Source organism: Sorangiineae bacterium MSr11367, assembly GCA_037157805.1.
Lineage (GTDB): Bacteria > Myxococcota_A > Polyangia > Polyangiales > Polyangiaceae > Pendulispora > Pendulispora rubella.
In genome coordinates this window covers 364,005-380,931 of record CP089983.1, presented here as the reverse complement: position 1 = coordinate 380,931, position 16,927 = coordinate 364,005, and the positions used below count along the sequence as shown (strand labels likewise).

Genomic DNA, 16,927 nt, shown 5'->3' with positions numbered 1-16,927 from the left:
TCGGCGGCCGTGCAGCAAGGCGACATCGTCGCGGAGAGATTTCGCATCGATCGGGAGATCGGCAAGGGTGGCATGGGAATCGTGTATTCTGCACACGATCTTCAAGCGAACGCGCCGGTGGCCCTGAAGGTGCTAGGGCGAAGCGAGGATAGCGAAGGCCGCTTCATGCTGGAGGCCACGCTTCTTTCCGAGCTTGGCCACCCGAGCATCGTCTCGTACATCGCGCACGGGATGACCACCGATGGCCAGCCCTACCTCGCCATGGAGTGGCTCGACGGGGAAGATCTCGGCTCGCGGCTGCAATGGCACCGCGACGAGGACACGGGGCTCGAACTTGACGAAGCGCTCCGCATCTTCCGGCACCTGGCCGAGGCCCTCGCTCACGCCCACGCACACGGTGTCATTCATCGCGACATCAAGCCGAGCAACGTCTTCCTGCTGCGCGGCACCGAGCTGGCCGAGGGCGACAGCGGGCTGCGCCTTCTCGATTTCGGCATCGCGCGGTTGGAGACCAACACGCGCACCACCATGACGGCCACGGGCCGGGTCATCGGCACGCCCGGGTACATGGCCCCCGAGCAAATCCGCGGCGAAAAAGTCGATGCGCGCGCGGACGTGTTTTCCCTGGGATGCCTCATGTTCGAGTGCATCACGGGCAGGCCCGCGTTCGTGGCGAACCATGCGCTGGCCGTGCTGCTGAAGATCGTGCTCGAGGAGCCACCGCGCCTGCGCGATCGCCTTCCCGACGTGCCCGAGGAGCTCGACGATCTGGTCGCGGCCATGTTGTCCAAAGAGCGGAGCGAGCGCCCGCTCGATGGCGGCGCGGTGTTGGCGCGGCTGCGCGAGATCGGTGCGCACCGCGGGGTCATGTCGATCGCGCCCTCGTCGATGATGCGCGTGCCGGTCATCACGGAGGCGGAGCGGAGGCTCGTCTCGGTGGTGGTCGCCGGCGAGGCCGTGACCTGGGACCCGAAGGCGCTGGTCACACCGCCGGCGGAGGCTTCGCTGGCCTACGCCTCGACCTTGGGCACCTCGGAAGATTTGGTGGCCGTCTACTCCCGCGATTTCCGCCGCACGGTGCTCGATCCGGCGGCGCTCGCCGACTTGGTGCGGCCCTTCGGGGCGAAAGTGGATCGCCTTGGCAACGGCGCGCTGGTGATGACGCTGTGGGCGGCGGCCAGCGAAACGGCGGCCACGGATCAAGCGATGCGCGCCGCGCGATGTGCCCTGGTGCTGCGCGCGGCGATGCCTTGGATCCCGATGGCGCTGGCCACGGGGCGGCGCGAGCTGGGGCGCACGCGCACGGGGCCCGATACCGTCGACGAAGCCATCGAGCGCGCGGCGCGGCTCTTCGAGCGCGAGCTGGATCGGCCGCCGGAAAGCCGCATCCCGCTTTCGAGGGCGGCCACGCCGCGCCCGAGCCTGCGCGCTCTGCCGATCCGCATCGACGAGGTGACGGCGGCGCTGCTCGATGCGCGATTCGAGGTGGCGGGGACGGGCGATCACCTGGAGCTGCACGGCGAGCGCGAGCACATTGCGCCGGCGCGCACGTTGCTCGGCCGGCCTGCGGCCTTCGTGGGGCGCGAGCGCGAGCTGTCGCTGCTGGACGCGACCTTCGACGAATGCGTCTCGGAGAAATCCGCCCAGAGCGTGCTGGTCACGGCCCCAGCGGGCATGGGCAAGTCGCGTCTGCGGGAGGAGTTTCTGCATCGCCTGGAAGCGCGCGCGCCGAACACGCGCGTGTGGCTCGGATCGGGCGATTCGATGCGGCAAGGTTCGCCGTTTTCGCTGCTCGCACCCGCCGTGCGGCGGCACGCCGGCCTGGTGCGCGGGGAGCCGGCGCACTTGAGCCAGCAGAAGATCGTGGCACGGGTGGCCGAGCGCGTGCCGCGCAAGAACGTCGCGCGGGTGGCGGCGTTCGTGGGCGAGCTGGCCACGGTGCCGTTTCCCGACGACGCAAGCCCCGAGCTCTCTGCGGCGCGGCGCGATCCGTCGGTGATGTTCGACCAGATCCGCCGCGCGTGGCAGGAGCTGCTCGCGGCGGAGACGGCGTCGGCCTCGGTCATCGTGGTCATCGAGGACATGCACTGGGCGGATCTCCCGTCGGTGCAGTGCCTCGGCGAGGCGCTGCGCGATCTGCATGCGCGCCCGTGGATGCTGCTCGCGCTGGCGCGGCCGGAGGTGCACGAGCAATTTCCGGATCTGCGGCAGCGGCGCAAAATACAGGAGATTTCGCTGTCGCCGCTGTCGCGCGCGGCTGCGGAGCGCTTCGTGCGTGACGCCTTGGGCGAGCGGGTCGGTGTCGAATTGCTCGCGCGGCTGGTGGAGCGCGCAGAGGGCAATGCCTTTTACCTGGAGGAGTTGATCCGCGCGATCGCGCAGGGCAAGAACCACGAGGGGCTGCCCGATACGATTCTGGCCATGGTGCACACGCACCTCGAGCGGCTGCAACCGCGCACGCGGCGGGTGCTGCGCGCAGCGAGCGTGTTCGGCGAGGTCTTCTGGCGCGGTGGCGTGGCCGAGCTTCTCGGGGGAACGCAGCGGGCGGCCACGCTTTCGCGCGAGCTGTCGCTGCTGCTCGAGGAAGAGATCATCGTGCGCCGCGGCGCGGGGAAATTCGCGGGCGAAGACGAGTACGGCTTCCGCCACGCGCTGCTTCGCGATGGCGCGTACGCGATGCTGACCGACGACGATCGCGCGGCGGCGCACCGGGTGGCGGGTGCATGGCTCGAACGCAGCGGTGAGGACGACGCGGGGTATTTGGCCGAGCACTACGAGCTCGCGGGCGATCCGGTTCGCGCGCTCGATTGGTGGTGCCGTGCGGCCGAGCAAGCTTTCGAGGCGAATCACCTCGATGCGGCCCTTCGCGACGTGGAGCGGGCCGTCGCCAAAGGCGTGACCGGGGAGCGTCTCGGATCGCTCCGTCTCGTGCAGGCGGAGACGTACATCTGGCGCAACGATCACGAGCGCGCGGCGCCATGGCTGGACGAAGCTTCGGCGAATTTGCCGCGTGGGAGCGCGCTGTGGTGCAAGTCGATGGCCGGCAAGCTGGTGGTGCACGCGCACCATGGCAACGTGCCCGCGCTGGCCGGCGTCGTCGGGGAGCTGCAGAGCATCGATCCGCTGCCGGAGGCGCGCGCCGCGTACGTGATGCCCGCGTCGTTCGTCGTGTCCTTTGCGTGCGCGCTGGGCATCTATCCCATGGCCGATGCCTTCCTGCGGCGGCTCCTATCCTTCTGCGACGAGCCCACGAAGGCCGATCCGGTGGCGTGGGGCTGGGCGCTGCTCGCGCAACGACAGCGCGCGCGCTTCCTCGGCGGGAACCCTTGCGCCTACAAAGAGCTCGGTGAAGCGTGCGTTCGCTCCTTCGAGCGCGCGGGCGATACGCGCAACGGGCTTCTCGCGCGTGCGTGGTGGGGCCACGCGACCCTTCTCGCGGGCGCCGCTGGCGATGCCGAGGAGATGATGCGCGAGATGATCCCGCAGACCGAGCGCATCGGCCTGGCCTACGCGGGGGACACGGCCCGGGCCATTCTGGCGTTGGCCATCGCACAGCGCGGCTTGCTCGACGAAGCCGCACACGAGGCCAGCATCGCCGCGACCTCCCTCGTCTCGCACAACCGCGTCCTCGCGGGCTTTGCGCTCACCGCACTCGCCCACGTGCACCGCACCGCAGGCGCCCTGGAGAAAGCCGAAACCACGGCACGCGAAGCCGCGGGCACCTTGATCGCGTCCCCGCCCTACCGCGCCCACGCACTCGCCGTCCTGGCCGAGGTCCTGCTCGACGGCGGCCGCCTCGACGAAGCCCGCGAAGCCGCCACCTCATCGCACGAGCTTCTCACCGGCATCGGCACCTTCGAAGACGCCGAAGCGCGCATCCGCCTCGTCTACGCCAAAACCCGCGAGTCCCCCGCCGAAGCCCTACAACAGGCGCACACCCGCCTCATGGCCCGCGCCGCCTTCTTCCACGACGCCGCGGACCGCGAGCGCTTCCTCCACGCCGTCCCCGAGAACAGGGAGCTTCTCGCGCAAATTTCGCCTCGGCCGTGAGCGGTGGCGGGGGCCAACGGATGTACTTTCCTTGCATCCCCGCAACGCATCCTCAAAATAGGATGTATGGATTGTCGAGAACTACTATTGCGTGCACTTCGAGAGGACCGAATTCGAGCTCTCAACGCAGCACTCGCAAAGATGTCACCTCAAACGCGTGAGCGCTTGCGGCTGGCGAATGAGCTTCTCGATCGGATGTGCAAGTGAGAGCCACGAAAGGAGACGTCCTGTCGTCGCCTTTGGTCATCCTTCGCGCCCCCCGTCAAATGGAGAACATCGACGAACTGCTGATGCTGCTCTTCGGGTTGTAACGAACGGGATCGCCAGGTGAACCCACAATAAACCCTCATTTTGATTTATTGCCGTTTCCCTCCTGGCGCCCCTGGCGTCCTGGCGGTTTCCTTCTTCCTATCCGGGAATCGTGCTCACGCCTCACCGGCGTTTCGTGAAGTCCACGTGCACGGAGGCGGGTGTGGCGGCGGCCATGCGAACCTCGCGCACCGTGTGCAGGTCGAGCGGGTCGTGGACGCGGAGCAAGTACGAGGTGAAACCCGGTGCCTTGGAGCCCGTGGCGGGTTTGCCTTCGACCGTGACCTTGCGGCCGTCGGCGTGGACGGAAAGTGTCTGCCGGAAAAAAGCATCGCCCTCATAGGCGTAGGTGGCGCCGTCGTCCTCGTAGACGGTGAACGACGTTTCGTGGCTCGATGGATAGACGTCGAGCACCCCCGGCGTGCTCGGGAGGATGGCGCCCTCTTTGATGAAGAGCGGGATATCGCGCCAATTGTGCGCGTTCACTTCGTAGCGCAGGGTTTGCCCGCCTTGGTGAACGGTCCCGCGGAAATAGTCGACCCAGCGTGAGCCCGCCGGCAAGTAGACATCGACGGAGGTGGCGTCCTCCTCGAGCACGGGGCGCGCAAGGAGGGAATCACCGAGCATCCATTCCGCAACGTCGTTGATCGCCTTCGGATCCGTCGGGTAGTCGTAGACCAAAGGACGCATCATGCCGATGCCCGTTTCGTAGAGGGTGCGCTCGCAGGCATAGAGATACGGCACGAGCCGGTGCCGCAGTGCGATGGCGTCGGCGGCCGCTCGCTCGGCGATGGGGCCGTAAACCCAGGGTTGGCGCTGCTCGTTCAAGGCCCCGTGGACACGCATGATCGGCGTCAGGGCAGCGAATTGCATCCAACGGGCGTAGGCCTGCGGCGTGGGGGTTCCCCAGAAGCCGCCGGTGTCCATCGTGGGGCGCGCTTGGCCGATGTTCACCAATGTCAGCATGCGCTGGCGCTGCTCGCGCATGGTCGCGAAGGCATGGGGACCGTCCTTGTCGCCAACGACGATATCCCCAGTCCACGTGGCATACGCATACCGTTGGGCGCCGAGATAGAAATTCCGATTCAACGAATAGACGCGGGCGTCGGATGCGGAGCGCTGACCCTCGTAAAGAGCGCGCTGCATGTTCGCGTGTTGAAGAGAATGGAACATGAAATCGCCAGTGGCGTCGGCCTCGTCGTTCCACCAGGCGACGATGCCGGTATCGAAGAGCGGCTTGGCATGCGTCCAGTAGAAGCTTCGACAGCGCCCTTCCGCAAAGTCGATATCGCGCGCGAGCCGCCCCGAAAAGTACTCGGGGTATGGCTCCTGGCCCGGGTAAAAGCAGTCGAGATTCCCTGCTTCCATGGCCTGCTGCGAGGGCTCGTGATCCACGGTCTCGACGATGATGCGCGGCTTCATGATGCCGACCAGCGCAACCCCTTTGGCGGCGAGCGCACGCGCAAATTGGCCGGAAGCCCCGTCGGGGAATTTGTTCGGGTGGACGTTGCCGGGGTTGCTGGTCGAGTTCCAACGGAATTCGCCGAAATTGTCCTCGCCCCATGCTTTGAAGTCGAAATCGAGAATGAACGCGTCGAGCCCGATGCCTCTGGCGCGGTAGTCGTCGACGATGCGTGTCACCTCGTTCTGATCCGTGCCCCACTCGCTGTTGGCAAAACCGAGTGCCCACTTCGGAAGCATGGGTGCGTGGCCGCTCAGGGTCGCGGTGGCACCCAAGGTGTCCTTGGGACCGCCCGCCACCACATAAAAGGAGGTGGCCTCCCGAGATGCTCCGGAAAAGGACAATTCGCTCTCCGTGGCATCGAACTCACCATCCACCGAGTCGACCACCACCCCGTAGCGCGCCGTGAATGCCAGGGGCGCACCGCCATTGCCCTGCGCCCCAGCTTGCACGCGCGCACCACGGTTGCGGAGCAGGTTGTCCGTCATGCTCACCTTGGGATCCTGGCGGCCTTCGTCCGCCGGAAGGGCGATGCCCGCCATCCCGTACAGCGGTTCCCCGGCCGCCCGATCGAAGCGCACGCCGCGCGGATGGATGCCCTCGGCGGCTCGCTCCCGCAAAAGCAACTGCCCCTCGGAATCAAAGACGGCGACACGCGCGGGATGGGCCGCGATCTCCACGCGAAGTCGTTCCGTGCGCAGCACGATGGGGTCCGACTCGGTTTGGACCTCGACGGCGTGCGGCCCCGCGGGCCAATGTGCGTCGGGATCGACGATGAAGCTGGGCGCCTCGGCTTGACCGTGCGGCCGGTATTCGACGTTGACCACGTCGGACGCGAGGAGGACCACATGGAGATGATCCGTCGCCTCCGCGGAGGCCAGCGTGAGGTCGAGCTCATCGCCATGGCGCTTCACGTCGATCACGTCCCCCAGCCCCTGCCCCTGGCTCGTCCGTACGAGAGACGCCTTGCCCGCACCTGGTTTTTCACGCGCACCGGGCGAGCAACACGAGGAACCGAACAACGGGATGATCGCCGCCAATGCGGACAATGCCATATGGGCTCGGGGCATCGCGCTCTCTCCTATCTAGGGTCGGGTTTGGTACCCCCTCGATGGCCACCGCCTCGAATCCTCATCGCCCTTTGTGCCGGGATCTCAACCCAGGCTTATCGATAGCTGCCTCGAGAAGAGCGAATCGGGAATGCGGTGCATGTACCCGGCCTCGATGGCCACCTCGATGAGCTCGAATTTGCTTCGCGCGCCGAGCTTTCGCTTCATCTTGTCGATGTGCTGCTCCACCGTGCGCCGTGACATCGCCAGAATGACGGCGGTCTCCTTCGCGCTTTTGCCGCGAAGGAGGAAAAAGAGGATCTCGGCTTCCCGGCGGGTCAACGCCCCCGCATCGGAGAACCCTTCGATGAGATGGCTTCCCGCCCCGACGAGCGACGTGGGGTCGGCCCCCGTGTGGATTCGGCCGAGCAGCGAGCCGAGCTCGATGATGCCCGGGGACGTGATGTCGACACCGTAGAACATGGTGCCCACGGGCTCGTCCTTCTCCGAGCCTCCGTAAAGAGGCGTCTTCGTCACCAAAAACGCACGCCACTTGCCGTCGGCGAAGCGATGCACATCCAGGATCCGCAGCGGCTGGCGCGAGCGCAGCACTTCCTGATCTTGCTTTTGAAACATGGGCGCACATGCCACCGTCTCGCAGGGCATGTCGAAGTCGGTACGCCCGATGACATCTTCGTGATGCGGCAATCCGATGAGAACGCCGTACGCTTTGTTGGCATACAGGAATACCGATTGGCGGTCTTTGTATCCCGCGAACGCGGGAATCTCATCCAAGAGCCGCTGCAGCAAACGGGTACTCCTCTACACCCATTTCAATAGAGCAATGCCGCCAAGGATCAAGAGTGCCGCGCCCAGCTTCGACGGCGCGAGCGATTCGCCCAGCACGCCGATGCTGAGGACGAAGGCCACCACCGCCTCGAGGCCGAGCACGACCACGTAGGTAACGCCCATTTCCTGGTGTTTCATGGCCACGGCCTGGCAAGCCGCCCCCGTGCAGAACAGCAGCATCACCACCACCGTGGGGCCCAGCCGTGTGAGGCCGTGCGAGTACTTCATGAAGAGACCGCCCACGGCGAACAAGAACGACGCGGCCACCAGCAGAAGGAAGTTCATGCCGAAAGGTGCTCCACCTTTTTCACGTCGTCGAGGGTCGAGATGCGCAGCGGCTTGGCGAGCAGCTCGGCACCGGCGAGCGGGTCCTTCAGCCCGGAACCTGTGAGCAGCAGCACCACCTTCTCTCCATCGCGCACGAGGCCTTGGGTGCGCGCGCTGCACAACCCGGCAAGGGACGCCGCGGCCGCGGGTTCCACGAAGAGGCCTTCCTTGCGCGCGAGATCCACGATGGCCTTCAAGATGTGGGCGTCGGAGACGGCGAGGAAGGCGCCGCCCGTCTCGCGGATGGCACGAAGGGCCTTGGCGCCGTCGCGGGGCATGTCGGCGCAGATGCTGTCGGCCCGACTCGTGGCGTTCACCTTTCGGATGGGAGCCTGGCGCACCCACGCCCGGTGGATGGCGGCGCTCTGGTCGGATTGGACACCGTAGAGTCGCGGGATGCGATCGAGAAACCCCAGCTGGACGAGATCGTCGAATCCTTTGTGCACGGCGCCCACGATGCAACCGTCCCCCACGGGCACGAAGACGGCGTCGGGCGCGGTCATCGGCGCACACGTGCCCGCGAGCCGGGCGAGCTGGATGGCCATCTCGAAGGCAACCGTCTTCTTCCCTTCGGTCATGTACGGATTGTAGCCGGTGGAGCGATTGTACCAGCCGAAACAATCGCAAGCTCTTTGGCAGACCTCGTACGCCGCATCGTAGTTGCCATTCACGGTGTACACGCGGCTTCCGTACATCACCGCCTGCATGATTTTGGCGATGGGCGCCTGCGCAGGCACGAAGACGATGGCCGCCAGCCCCGCGGCCGCCGCCTGGCTCGCCAGCGACGCGGCGGCGTTTCCCGTGCTTGCAACTGCGATTTTGTCGCGTCGAAAATACCTCGCGTGCGCGACGGCCAGCGCCGAGGCGCGATCCTTCAACGAGCCACTCGGGTTGCGCGAGTCGTCTTTGACGAACAGCTCCACACCGAGCTCGCGCGACAACCGCGGGCTTCGAAGAAAGGGCGTGCCGCCCACGAGAAGCGGCGACAGATACGATGCGTCGGGGATGGGCAGCAGCGGGGCGAACGACTGCATGATCAGCGGCGCGTTCGCCAGGGCCTCCGCGCTGCCGAGCTTGCGCTTCACGACCGCGTAGTCGTATCGAACCTCCAGCGAAGAAAAGCCCAATTCGCTCCCTGGATTCGGATTCCCGTAGCGGAGAACGTCCGCCGAGAGCATCGTGCCCGATTCCAAGCACGATAACCCCACGACATGCTCCAGGGTCACCGCGCGACCCCCGACCCGAAGTCGCGGGCGACCAGGTCCTCGTAGGTCTCGCGGCGGGCAATCCACTCGACCACGCCGTTGGTGCGCACCATCACGGCGGCGGCGCGCGGCCGGCCATTGTAATTGCTTTGCTGCTCGATGCAGTACGCCCCCGTGCCCACGACGACGAGGCAATCGCCGATGCCCGTGTTCTTGGGCAGCCAGCGGACGTTGGGCAAGCGACCGCGCCCCGTCTCGTCATGTTGGGAATCTCCCGTATCGCAGAGAGGCCCACCCACGCGAAAGGCCGTATCGGCAGGCTCGCTGGCACGATTTCCGGACACGATATGGTAATACCAATCGTACCAGAGCGTTTCCGGCATGGTGTTGAAGCCGCAATCCGTCAGGAGCCAATCGACACCGTCTGGCCGTGTTTTCCGTGCTTCGATGGTGCTCAAGAGAATCCCCGCCGTGCCGATGACGCTGCGACCGGGCTCGATGAAGACATCGAAGTCCGCCGGATCCGCCCCTGCGGCATTCCAGGCGGCCGCGGTCTCCGCCGCCACGTCGGGAATCGAAAGGGTGCCGCGCATCAGCGCCTGCACGTCCTCGGGCAGCGGGCTGCCATCGCGGTGCACGGGCATGGTCCCCTCGGGGACGAGCGGAATGGGAAAGCCTCCGCCCATGTTCATCGTATCGGCCATGAATCCGGTCTCTCGACCGAACCGCACCATCTCGGCCACCACCGTGCGCATGGCCGACGCGAAGGCCTCCGCGCGCACGACCTGCGAGCCGACATGGCAATGGAAGCCTCGAAATTTCAAACATGGGTAGTCGCGCAGAACACGGACCACCTCGGGAAGGTCCTCGAAGGGCATTCCGAACTTCGAGCCCACATGCCCCGTCTCGAAGCCTGCCACCGTGCCACCGAGCACGCCGGGGATCACCCGCGGCATGACGTTGGCGGTGAGGCCGAGTCGATGGGCGATGTCCCCGATGCGCTTCAATTCCGAAATGGAATCGACGTTGAACGCGCGAATGCCCGCGATCACGCCCTGGGTCACTTCGTCGACGGACTTGGAGGTCCCATTGTAGACGATGCGCTCCGGGGACGCGCCGATGAGCCGAGCCTTGAAAAGCTCGCCGCCGCTGTTGGCGTCGAGGCCGCACTCGAGGGACACGATGTGGCGCAGAACCTCGAGGTTCGAGCACGCCTTGCTCGCGTACATGATGCGAAATCGCGGATAGTGTCGCTGGTAAGCGCGCTGGAGGGATCGCACGTTGTCGGTGATCTGCGACTCGGAGAACACGAACACGTTGGACCCAAAGCGCTCGCGCAGATCCATCACCGAATGATCCGCCACGTGCAAAACGCCGCGGTACTCTTGGAGATACGGTGCAATGGCATGGGGGAGCATGGTGCTCACCGCTCTTTCTCGTAGAAGAAGTCGTCCACCAAGACGAACCGGCGCGTCTCGACGGCGCGACGGTAAACCAGGTTGCCCAGGGCAAGATCGAGCACGCCGAGCCCGAACGGGGCGAAGATCCGCGGCTTCTCCGGGTCGACCACCCGCCTACCCTCGATCAAATCGGAAATGGTGCCGGTCATAAAGTCCGCGTGCCCCATCTCCATCTGCGCAAGGTGCAGCGACGTGTTGTTCGACAGCGCATGCTCGGCACTGTCGACGAAATTCTGCGCACCGGCGATGATGTCCGCACCGAGATCTCGAAGCGAGATATGAAGGACGATCGGATTGTGCGCGAAGAGCGCCTTGTCCGTCACGTGGGGCGCACCGGCCGACGTCGCAAACACGATGAGATCGCTGGCCATCAGGAGTGATTCCAAGTCACCGGTGTGGATGACCGCCCGATGGCGACGGTCCTGGACGACACTCTGATGAAACCGCGCCGGCTCCGCGGGGTTCTTGTCGAAAAGCCGGACTTCATCGATCTCCCAACCGGTCCCGATCAAGAATTGATAAATATATTTCGCAATGATGCCATTGCCGACGATGCCCAAGGCCTTGGCCCGACGTTTGCCGCCCGCCAGATGGTGCGCGCCCAGGGTTGCCGAAGCGGCGGTGCGGGCGGCGGAGATGAGCGAAGCCTCCACGCAGGCCAGGGGATAGCCCGTCTCCTCGTCGTTCAAGATGAGGACGGCGGACGCACGAGGAATTCCTTTTGCAACGTTGTCGGGGAAGCTCGCGATCCATTTGATGCCGCTGATGCGATGGCCTGCCATGTCGATGCGCGCAGGCAATGGGATGATGCGTGCGTTCGGTCGATCGGGAAACCGGAGAAAATGGCATGTCGGAGCCGATGCTTTTCCAGCCGCGTATTGGCGATACGCCTCGGCGATGATGCTTTGACACGTCTCGTAATTGGAGTGGATGATCTCGTGTGCGACGGCACCGCTGATGACTTTGAAGTCGAAATTCACGGCTTGCTCTGCCTCCTACGATGTGAGGGAATTCGCCAAACGGGCGCACCACTCGTCGTTGTAAACGGTGTCCAGATAACTGGTACCGCGATCGCAGCATAGAAAAAGAACGTCGGGCTTGGAGAGGCTGTTCTCGTTTTTTAATGTCTTCTTGATGGCGGCATACACGGAGCCGCTCGATCCCCCGGCGAATACACCATCACGCCCGAAGAGCTCGCGGCAGCCCTGCACGGTCTCGGTCTCGGACACCATCACCACGCGATCGATGGCCGCCCGGGCGACGAGCTCGGGAACGAGGCTGGCGCCGATACCTGGAATGTAGCGTTTTCCAGGAGGTCCACCGAAGATCACGGAACCGACGACGTCGACGGCTACGACCTCCATGTGTTTGAATTTCTCCTTCAACCGCGTCGATACACCGGCGATGGTGCCACCCGAGCTGACACCGAGAAAGACGTAGTCGAGGTTTTTGACGTGCGCGCAGATCTGGCCGCCGGTCAAATGATAGTGCCCGGCCATACCGTCGAGGTTGCCGTACTGCTCCGTCCAGAAGGAATTGGGGATCTGCTGGCAGAGTTCTTTGACCTTGGCGATGCGCGTCTTGAGGAAGCCGCCCGTGTCATCGCGCACACTCACTTTGACGACCTCGCGACAAAGGTTGCGAAGGCACATCTCGTTGAGCATCGAGATGTTGGGGTCGATGACCGGAATGAACCGCAACCTCAGGTGATGGCAAAGAACCGCGAGGGCGATGGCGAAGTTACCGGAGGACGATTCTACGATGGTGGTGGTTTCGTCGATGATTCCCTGCTCGATGGCCGATTTGATAATCCAATAGGCGGGCTTGTCCTTGATGCTCCCGATGGGGTTGCAAAACTCGAGCTTTGCCCGGAGATGGGCGGCCGGGAAGTCCAACGGGACGACCGGCGAAGGGCGCAGAAAGGCGCGCCCGATGAGCTCCATGCGTTCGCTCAACGAACCAAAAGACGTGGAGGACACACTACGACCGAACGTTGTCGATCCGGCACTTTCCAGTTCCATCCTGACTCCTGATTTTCGACGCGCTCGTCATGCGTCGGCGTCAGCGAAACTTTGGATCTGGTGCGGGATGAAACCAACGAAACGATCGATGATTAAACTATAGTTAAGCAACCGAGCGCCAAGGCGCCGGCATCCGTAATAACTACGGATCGTGATAGCTATTACCGAGTATCCCTACAACGAGGCCTGCTTGGCGTTCGGTTCGAGAATGCCATTCTTCGAAACGGCCCGGAACGATTGGCCGTTCCACGTCAGGGAAACGACGTGGAACGGTACCTTGCGCGGTAGGAGTTCGCTCTTGTAGCGGAGGGTGTGCGGGGTGCGGTCCCACGCTTCGCTCGAGCCGAGAAGGGCAAAGAGGCCGACGGCGCTCGCGTCGGTGGTTTCGCCGGCGAGGGGCTCGTTCTTGGAAAGCGGCTTGGTGTCGGCGTTGGCAATGACCAATTGGGCGTCGAGATCTTGCCATGTCACCAGGGTGAGCGTGCCGGGGCCACTGAAGAGCGAAAGCTCTTTCAGTTTGCGGGAGACGGCTTCCGGGGTGATGCCCGCGGCGGGATCCGGCTTTTCGAGGAGCGCGGCGAGGCGTGCGGCGGATAGGAGGCGCGCGAAGAAGCGCGGGTCGCTCGGGCCCGGGGTGCCTTCGCCGGTGGCGACTTCGCGGTCGATGCGCAGGGCTTCGTCGATGCGGCCGGAGTGGGCGGCGGCATTGGCGAGGCGGAGCCACGCGAGGGGGTTCTTGCCGTCGAGATCCGTCAGTGTTTTGTATTGGCGATAGGCCGCGGGATACCAGCTTTGGCGGAGGAAGATGTCCCCGAGCACGCGCCGCGAGAGTGCGCTCTGTCCGTCGAATTCCACGATTTCCGAATAGGTGCGGAGCGCCTCGTCCTGGGCACCGGCCTCCACGAGCACGTCCCCGAGTTGCTGCGCGAGCGCGGGCGTCAGGTACCCGCGATCGCGCAGACGGCGGCCGCGGGCGAGGGCTTCCTCGCGCTGGCCCGCTCGAGCCAGGACCTTCACCAGGCGCACCTCGCCTTGCGGATCGTCGGGCGCGACGAGCATGGCTGCGCGCACCCGCGCGAGCTGCTTGTCGGCGGTGCCCGCATCGAGGAGCTCGCGATCGACCTTGAGCCAATCCACGCCGCCGTAGAGGACGCGCGAGACGGCGGCGGCCATGCGGACGTCGACCGTGCGGCGCAATAGGTTCTTCGCGAGAAAGCGCTGGTCGTCCGGGTAGCCCGCAAAGTGCGCGAGCACGGTCTCCGCGGCCTGCTCCGTATCGATGCGCTGTTGCAAAATGTCGAGCAGCGCCGCCTCGTCGCGCCAATCGGGCAGCTCGCACGCGGTGTACGCTTGCTCGAAAAGCCTCGCGAGCGCGTTGGCGTTCTCCGTCTTTTTCGCGCGCTTTTGCCAGACGACGATGCGCTCGGCCAAGGGACGCGCGGCCACGTCGCTGCATTGTGCCAGCGCACGCGAGAACTGGGGTCCCCGATCGTGCGGGGCCGCACTCTGCTTCACGGCGACCGCGCTACGCTTGGGCGCCAACGCACCCGACATGTTCACCATGTTGTGGGCCCCGGCGACCAGCGAAGTCTCCATTTCGAGCTTATCCGCCGCGGGTGCGGCCTCGACGGCGTCCGACCCCGAGGATGCCGCAGGCGCGGGGGGCGCGACGAACTTGGCGCCGTCGCGGGCCGGCTCCGCCTCACTGGACGACTGACGATCCATCTTGCTGCAGCCCATCATCGTCGAGGAGACGCCGATCACCCCGACGTCGAGCTCCGTGAGCCGCGTGCCGCGAACGCGCGACCGCTTTCGCACGATCCCCTGCCGTGCGTAAGCGCTCTCGCTGTCGAGCGCGAGGGAGCTCGTGTACGGCGTGATCAAGCCGTACTCGACGCCGAGTTGGAGCACCTGCCCGCGGTTCTCGTCCTGGGTGGCGGAGCCCAGAAGGCGCCGCGCGTACTCGGCGGCCCACAAGCGCGGAACGAGGGACGCCGTGACCGACGTCGTATCGGCCTTCAACGGGTACGTGCGCTGGAAATCCCTGCCGGAGACGCGCCCGCGCACGGTCACCGCATCGGGCAGCGAATGGTGCGTGCGCGCCAGAAGCACGAGCTCCTCGCCGCGCGAAAGCTTACCGGTCGCCGAGTACATCGGCTGGTCGAGGCCCGCCCCCAGGTCCATGGACACATCGGTGATGGTCGCCGTCTTGATGGCACTGGCCAGGCGGAGCGCGTGATCCGTCGTTTGCCCGGCCTCGTCGATGCGCACGTATTGCCCGCCGCCGGCGCGCGCCAGCTGCGCCAAGAGCGCATGCTGCGCCTGCGAGCCGGTGCCCATGGCGAAGAAGCGCGCACGCGATCCGGTGAGCGATCGGCGAAGGCGCTCGAGCAACGCGTCGGCCCCGGTCTCGCCCGACGTGGGCGCCCCATCGCCGATGTACACGAGGGCCGCCTGCTCCTTGCCGTGCAGCCGCTCCAGCGCCGGCTCGAACATCGCGCCCAGATCCGTGGCGCCTCCGATGGCATGATCGGAGAGCTTTTCCAGCGCTTTGGTGATGTCGCCAGGGGTGGCCGGCGCGAGCCCCTCCTTCGGGTACACCACGGTGGGCGAAAGGTCGAGCGCCACCAAAGCGAAGTGATCGCCATCCGAAAGCGCACGAAGCGCGGCCTCCGCCGCCGCCACGCGAAGCTGCCGCGCGGTATCCTCGCCGCCTGCGGACGTGTCCACCACGAACACCGTGTCGACGTTCGCCGGCGGCTCCTTGGTGAAGTCTTGATCGGGGACGTAACGGAGCATCACGTAATCGGCTTGGTCCGACCCCGCGGAAAAACGCCATGCGGCCACCGGCTCGTGCTTTCGCATGTCGGTGAGCTCCAATTGAAAATCGGCGCGCGGCGTGTAGCCGCTGCGGCGCATGGAGATCACGCGACCGCCGGGTTCGACGCGCGCATCGAGCGAGGTGGCCACATCGACCTGCGACGGCGGGCGCCCAATGTCGACGGAGAGCGCAAATTCGTCGAAGCGCACCGGATCGTCGGATCGCAGCGGGTACACGTAGCGGATCTTGCCCTCGACGGCCGGCAGCATCTCGACGTAGCGAAGGACGATGCGCCGGGTGCCGCTCGCCGGGATTGGAAAGACGCGCGCGCGATAGGTGCGGCCGTCGACCCATTCGAGGAGCGCGGGGTCGTTGGCCGCACGCACCATGCTCTCGTATCGGGCAGCGGCCTCGCGCCGTTCGATGACCTCGCCCTCGACGAGCTGCCCATCGGTCTCGAGGGCGAAACCGGTGACGGTGGCGGCCGCGGGGATGGTGAACCAGTACCAGCCCTCGATGGGTCGGCCCCCCGGGTTGGAGAAGGTCTGATCGACCTCGGTCTCGGCGACGCCATCGCGGAGAACGGCGCGCACGACTTGTTTGGCGATGCCGAGTTTGCGTGCGGGTGCGCCGGCGGGCGCGGTGGGATCCATGCCATAGAGCCGCCCGGTGCCGCTGCCCACGAGGCGCGAGCTGCGCGGATCGCCCATGCCGCCGGTCCAGTCTTGCCAGAAGGCCACCGGGGTGACGGCGGGTTTGCTCTCGCCGTGGATCACGCCTTGCTCGCCGGCATTGACCTCGACGCGACCGCCGGGCGACGTGAGCACCGCGAGCCCTCGTGCCACGTACACAGTAACGTCCTTGTCGCTGCGCGCGATGCTCATGCCCGCGTCGCTGGCCGAGATGGAAACCGCGCCCACTTTGACTTCCAATGCGTCGCCGTCGACCTTGGGCGCATCGAGCCAGATTTCCCCGGCGTCGACGGAAGCACCGCGATCGAGCAGCTTCACCGCCGTTTCGTCGCGAAGAAGGATGGCAGCCCCCTCGCCCGTGCGGACGAGCGCGCGGGCCCCCTTTGCCGTTTTGACGGTGGCACCCGATGGGAGTGGCGTGCCCGAAAGGGCCTTCGCCTCGGCGGCCGCCGCGAGCACGCTCACGTCGCCGGCCGCCAAGTCCAGCCGCGCGCCGATGCGCTGTGCGTGCTTGGGCGGTCCCCAATAGAAGATGACCGCGACGAGGAGGATCAGTACCCCCAGCGCAGCCGGAATGCCGATCAGGAGCCGATGAAGAGAAACGCGTCGTGGCGCGCGCGGCTGCGCGTCTTCGGGTGGCTCGGGCGTTCGGTACGGCAGCGCGCTGGGTTCGTTCATGGTC

At 65.8% G+C, this 16,927-nt stretch carries 9 protein-coding genes; 1 reads left to right on the top strand and 8 read right to left on the bottom strand.

Annotation, left to right across the window (positions count from 1 at the left end; genetic code table 11):
- The first annotated feature begins 9 nt into the window (after positions 1 to 9).
- Positions 10 to 4,050, top strand: a complete 4,041-nt coding sequence (locus LVJ94_01590) for a protein kinase (GenBank protein ID WXB05956.1) — start codon at positions 10 to 12, stop codon at positions 4,048 to 4,050.
- Between the two features lie 432 nt (positions 4,051 to 4,482).
- Here LVJ94_01590 and LVJ94_01585 read toward each other — a convergent pair whose 3' ends face one another.
- The 8 genes from LVJ94_01585 to LVJ94_01550 all read right to left on the bottom strand — a co-directional run bounded on the left by LVJ94_01585 (position 4,483) and on the right by LVJ94_01550 (position 16,923).
- Positions 4,483 to 6,891, bottom strand: a complete 2,409-nt coding sequence (locus tag LVJ94_01585) for a DUF5110 domain-containing protein (GenBank protein WXB05955.1) — start codon at positions 6,889 to 6,891, stop codon at positions 4,483 to 4,485.
- An 84-nt stretch (positions 6,892 to 6,975) separates the two neighbouring features.
- Positions 6,976 to 7,680 carry a helix-turn-helix transcriptional regulator gene (locus tag LVJ94_01580; GenBank protein WXB05954.1) on the bottom strand — a complete coding sequence of 235 codons (705 nt, stop codon included), beginning with the start codon at positions 7,678 to 7,680 and terminating at the stop codon, positions 6,976 to 6,978.
- A 12-nt stretch (positions 7,681 to 7,692) separates the two neighbouring features.
- Complete coding sequence (locus LVJ94_01575; GenBank protein ID WXB05953.1) at positions 7,693 to 8,004, bottom strand: SMR family transporter; 312 nt, start codon at positions 8,002 to 8,004, stop codon at positions 7,693 to 7,695.
- Positions 8,001 to 9,272, bottom strand: a complete 1,272-nt coding sequence (gene thrC / locus LVJ94_01570) for a threonine synthase (protein WXB05952.1) — start codon at positions 9,270 to 9,272, stop codon at positions 8,001 to 8,003. Before thrC ends, LVJ94_01575 begins: the two co-directional genes overlap by 4 nt.
- Positions 9,269 to 10,669, bottom strand: a complete 1,401-nt coding sequence (lysA, locus tag LVJ94_01565) for a diaminopimelate decarboxylase (GenBank protein WXB10834.1) — start codon at positions 10,667 to 10,669, stop codon at positions 9,269 to 9,271. Before lysA ends, thrC begins: the two co-directional genes overlap by 4 nt.
- Before the next feature lie 5 nt (positions 10,670 to 10,674).
- Positions 10,675 to 11,691 (bottom strand): 2,3-diaminopropionate biosynthesis protein SbnB, encoded by a 1,017-nt coding sequence (sbnB, locus tag LVJ94_01560; protein ID WXB05951.1) that lies wholly within the window; start codon positions 11,689 to 11,691, stop codon positions 10,675 to 10,677.
- Positions 11,692 to 11,706: 15 nt separating this feature from the next.
- Positions 11,707 to 12,666: a 2,3-diaminopropionate biosynthesis protein SbnA gene (sbnA, locus tag LVJ94_01555; protein ID WXB05950.1), complete on the bottom strand. Its 960-nt coding sequence runs from the start codon at positions 12,664 to 12,666 to the stop codon at positions 11,707 to 11,709.
- A 240-nt stretch (positions 12,667 to 12,906) separates the two neighbouring features.
- On the bottom strand, positions 12,907 to 16,923 hold the full coding sequence (locus tag LVJ94_01550; protein WXB05949.1) for a FecR domain-containing protein: 4,017 nt from the start codon (positions 16,921 to 16,923) through the stop codon (positions 12,907 to 12,909).
- Between the last annotated feature and the right edge of the window lie 4 nt (positions 16,924 to 16,927).

Bases quoted from the DNA above. Each gene is read 5' to 3' on its own strand.
- LVJ94_01585 (WXB05955.1), bottom strand. From the start codon at position 6,891: ATGCCCCGAGCCCATATGGCATTGTCCGCATTGGCGGCGATCATCCCG.
- LVJ94_01575 (WXB05953.1), bottom strand. From the start codon at position 8,004: ATGAACTTCCTTCTGCTGGTGGCCGCGTCGTTCTTGTTCGCCGTGGGC.
- lysA (WXB10834.1), bottom strand. From the start codon at position 10,669: ATGCTCCCCCATGCCATTGCACCGTATCTCCAAGAGTACCGCGGCGTT.
- LVJ94_01550 (WXB05949.1), bottom strand. From the start codon at position 16,923: ATGAACGAACCCAGCGCGCTGCCGTACCGAACGCCCGAGCCACCCGAA.